Below are 3895 nucleotides of genomic sequence, written 5' to 3' on the forward strand. Positions count from 1 at the left end.
GTGCGGCGTCAATGTGGTAGGGGGTACGGGGTCGTTCCGGAAAAGAGTCTCCAGGTCTTCCACGAAGGTCTGGATCAGCACCAGGACCGATCCGGTCATCCCCACAGCAAACATCCCCTCCAGGAGGCGCACAGCCGCAACCACCACTACCCGCATAGTCGGAACTCCGACTGAAAGATTAGATGCGCGAAGGGCTTCCAAGTCCACAGAAATCGGAAACGCTCCTGCCGACCGTTATCCATGTTGGCAACGGGTGAATCATAGGCCTCTGCTACACTCGGCGCGTGCGGCGCATCGGGAAGAAGGCCTGGCTGCTGGCAGTCACCTCCAGCGTTCTCCAGGTAGTGGTCTTTCCCGCGCCCAACCTCTACGGGCTGAGTTGGATATGCCTGTCGCCGCTGCTGGTGGCGCTGGCCATGCCGCGTGCGGATGCCGAGCGTCTTTCACCACGGCAGGGCTTCCTGCTGGCCTGGATGAGCGGCAGCCTGTTCATCGCCGCAAGCTGCTACTGGGTGTATCGCACGCTGCACTCGTATGGGCATCTGCATCCCCTGATCGCGGCCGGATTGCTGGCGCTGTTCTGCCTGTATTTCGCCCTTCCGCAAGGATTGTTTGGAATGTCGTTCGCGTTAGTGGCGCGCTCGCCGCGGTTGGGCACGGGCCTGGCGCTGGCGCTCTCCCCGGCCATGTGGGTGGCGGCGGAGCTGGCGCGCGCTCGCACCGGTCCGTTCCCCTGGAACTTGCTCGGCACTGCGCAGGTGGACAACATTCCGCTGGCGCGGATTGCGACGGTCACCGGGGTGTACGGGCTCTCGTTCGCGGTGGTGGTGGTGAATGCGGCATTCGCGCTGGCCTTCCTGCTGAAAGCTGAGCACCGGCGCATGACGCTGATAGCCGCGTTGGCGAGCGCTTTGGCGCTCCAGGCCGGCGTAGCCATCAAGCCGGCGCCCTCGCCGGCCAGGCAGTCCGCGGTGCTGGTGCAGCCCAACATCCCCATCCTGGACGCCGGCTGGACCACGGAATTCTTCCAGCAGACGCTGGAGCAGATGAGCCGGCTGAGCGCCAACGGGTCGCCGCAGCAGGCATCGCCACGGCTGGTCGTGTGGCCAGAATCACCGGCGCCTTTCTATGAACGCGATCCGAATCTGCGCGCGCCGGTCAGCCGGGCGGCACAGGCGACCGAGTCCTGGATCCTTCTGGGAACGCTTGGGTCGCGACCCGCGGCAGCAGACGCACCCCAGCATTTCGAGGTGCTGAATTCGGCTTCGCTGGTCACGCCACAGGGGGAGTGGGCGGCACGCTACGACAAAGTTCACCTGGTGCCGTTCGGCGAGTACGTGCCTTTCCGGCGGCTGCTGTTTTTCGCCGAATCGCTGACCAAGGAAGTGGGCGATTTCACCCCCGGCGACCGGCGCACGGTCCTGCGCATGGACGGACACGGAGTGGCGGCGATCATCTGCTTTGAAGCGATATTCCCGGGAGAAGTGCGGGAGTTCGTAGCCGGCGGCGCAGAAGTGCTGCTGAACATTTCCAACGACACCTGGCTGGGCGACTCAGGCGGGCCCAGGCAGCACCTGAACATGGCGCGCATGCGGGCCATTGAGAACCGGCGCTGGGTGCTGCGCGCCACCAATAGCGGTATTACTGCGGCCATCGATCCGCAAGGCCGGGTGGTCGCCAGCGCGGGGCGTAACACCGCGGCGGCTCTGGTGGCGCCGTATGAATTCGTTTCTTCCACCACCTTCTACACCCGGTATGGCGACGTGTTCGCGTTCCTCTGTGCGATAATCACAGCAGTGGCGCTCGCTTGGGCGCTGCGTCCTATCCGAGGTTGATCGTCAGAAGGAAACCGAGCCATGCTGGACGAACTGGAACGCGAATTCACGGCCGTGCGCGAGAAGGCGCGCGAGCTGCGGGAGTACCTTTGACGCGCCACGGCTCCGCGCGCAACTAGCCGAGGTCGAAAAGAAAGTCGCCGACCCGGCCTTCTGGTCGAATCCCGAACAATCGCAACAGGTCATGCGCGAGCGCAAGCGCCTGGAGGAGACGCTCGCCGATGAAGCGGATCTGGGCCGGCGCCTCGACGACATTACCGCCTACTTCGAGCTGGCCCACGAAGGCGAGAAAGTCGAAAGCGAACTGACGCGCGAGCTCGCCGACTTACGCGCGAAAGTCGAGAAGCTGGAGACCGAGACGCTGCTGGCGGGTGAAAACGACGCCCGCAACGCCATCGTGACCATTCATCCGGGCGCGGGCGGCACCGAATCCCAGGACTGGGCGGAGATGCTGCTGCGCATGTACTTGCGCTGGGCCGAACGCCAAGGCTTTGAAGCCGTGCTGAACGACCGCCAAGAGGGTGAGGAAGCCGGCATCAAGTCGGCCACCTTCACCGTCAACGGTTCCTACGCCTACGGGCTGCTGCAGAGCGAGATCGGCGTGCACCGGCTGGTGCGCATCTCGCCTTTCGATCAGGCCAAGCGACGCCATACGTCGTTCGCCAGCGTGTTCGTCTCCCCGGAGATCGACGAGACCATCGAAGTGGTCGTGCGGCCGGAAGATCTGCGTATCGATACCTACCGTTCCTCCGGCGCGGGAGGACAACACGTCAACGTGACCGACTCCGCCGTGCGCATCACCCACGTGCCCACCGGCACGGTGGTGACCTGCCAGAACGAACGCTCCCAGCACAAGAATCGCGATCGCGCCATGAAGATCCTGCGGTCGAAACTTTATGAGCTCGAGCTGGAGAAGAAGCGCGAAGCGACGCGGAAGCTGGAGGAGACCAAGCTCGATATCGACTTCGGCTCGCAGATCCGCTCTTACGTGCTGCAGCCCTACCGCATGGTGAAGGACCTGCGCACGAAAGCGGAAATCGGTGATGTGGACCGCGTGCTCGATGGCGACCTGGGACCGTTCATCCGCGCGTATCTGTTGTGGCGGCGCGGCGCCAAGGTGGGTTAGAGGTAGAACCAGATGACCGCTACCAGCTTTCCTGCTGTTGACGTCGAGCGTCAAGCCCTCCTGCGCCGCGGACTGCGCCTGGAGTGGCTCACGGTTGGCTGGAACCTCGCGGAAGCTGTGGTCAGCGTGGCCGCTGGCCTCTTGGCAGGGAGCATCGCGCTCATCGGCTTCGGGCTGGATTCGGTGATTGAGAGCTTTTCCGGCGCGGTGATGTTGTGGCGGCTGCGCGCGGAACAGCGCGACGGCGAACGCGAGCGCCTGGAGCGCCGCGCATTGCGACTCGTCGGCCTGAGCTTGTTCGCGCTGGCGGCTTACGTGGCCTTCGACGCGGCGCGCTCGCTGTGGCAACGGGAAGCGCCGGAGCAAAGCTATGTGGGGATGGCGATTGCGGTGCTTTCGCTCATCGTGATGCCGCTGCTGGCGCGCGCCAAGCGCCGCGTGGCCGCGCGACTGGGCAGCGCCGCCATGCACGCCGACTCGCGCCAGACCGACATCTGCGCCTATCTCTCCGCCATCCTGCTCGCGGGCTTGGCGCTGAACGCCGCCCTAGGCTGGTGGTGGGCCGACCCCGTGGCCGCCCTCGCCATGGTTCCGCTCATCGCCTATGAGGGTTCGGAAGCGGTGCGCGGCAAGACCTGCTGCGACACAGTGTGCGCATGAAGAAGCGGCGACCTAAACGATCTCAACCTGGGCGGCGCGCCCGCCGGGTGACGCCGCTTTCGCCGCGTTTCGTGCGCGCCTTCCGCCTGGCGGCGCGGCTGCACGCCGGGCAGGGAAGGAAGGGGACCGAAGTCCCGTACCTCGCGCACCTGATGGGCGTGGCCTCCCTGGTGCTGGAGGCGGGCGGCGACGAGGACCTGGCCATCGCTGCGCTGCTGCACGATGCGGTGGAAGACTGCGGCGGGCAACCGACGCTGCGGCTCATCCGTCGCCA

General features: G+C 65.4%; 3 protein-coding genes and 1 pseudogene. All 4 read left to right on the forward strand.

Annotated elements, in window-relative coordinates:
* The first annotated feature begins 284 nt into the window (after positions 1-284).
* Positions 285-1835 carry an apolipoprotein N-acyltransferase gene (gene lnt / locus VLE48_08640; GenBank protein HSA93063.1) on the forward strand — a complete coding sequence of 517 codons (1551 nt, stop codon included), beginning with the start codon at positions 285-287 and terminating at the stop codon, positions 1833-1835.
* Positions 1836-1914: 79 nt separating this feature from the next.
* A pseudogene (gene prfB / locus VLE48_08645) lies at positions 1915-2961 on the forward strand (peptide chain release factor 2).
* A 12-nt stretch (positions 2962-2973) separates the two neighbouring features.
* Positions 2974-3621 carry a cation transporter gene (locus VLE48_08650; GenBank protein HSA93064.1) on the forward strand — a complete coding sequence of 216 codons (648 nt, stop codon included), beginning with the start codon at positions 2974-2976 and terminating at the stop codon, positions 3619-3621.
* Positions 3618-3895, forward strand: a 278-nt coding sequence (locus VLE48_08655; protein HSA93065.1) for an HD domain-containing protein, incomplete at its 3' end; no start/stop codon positions are given. The genes VLE48_08650 and VLE48_08655, both read left to right, overlap by 4 nt.

It is taken from the genome of Terriglobales bacterium, from assembly GCA_035454605.1.
GTDB lineage: Bacteria > Acidobacteriota > Terriglobia > Terriglobales > Acidobacteriaceae > DATMAB01.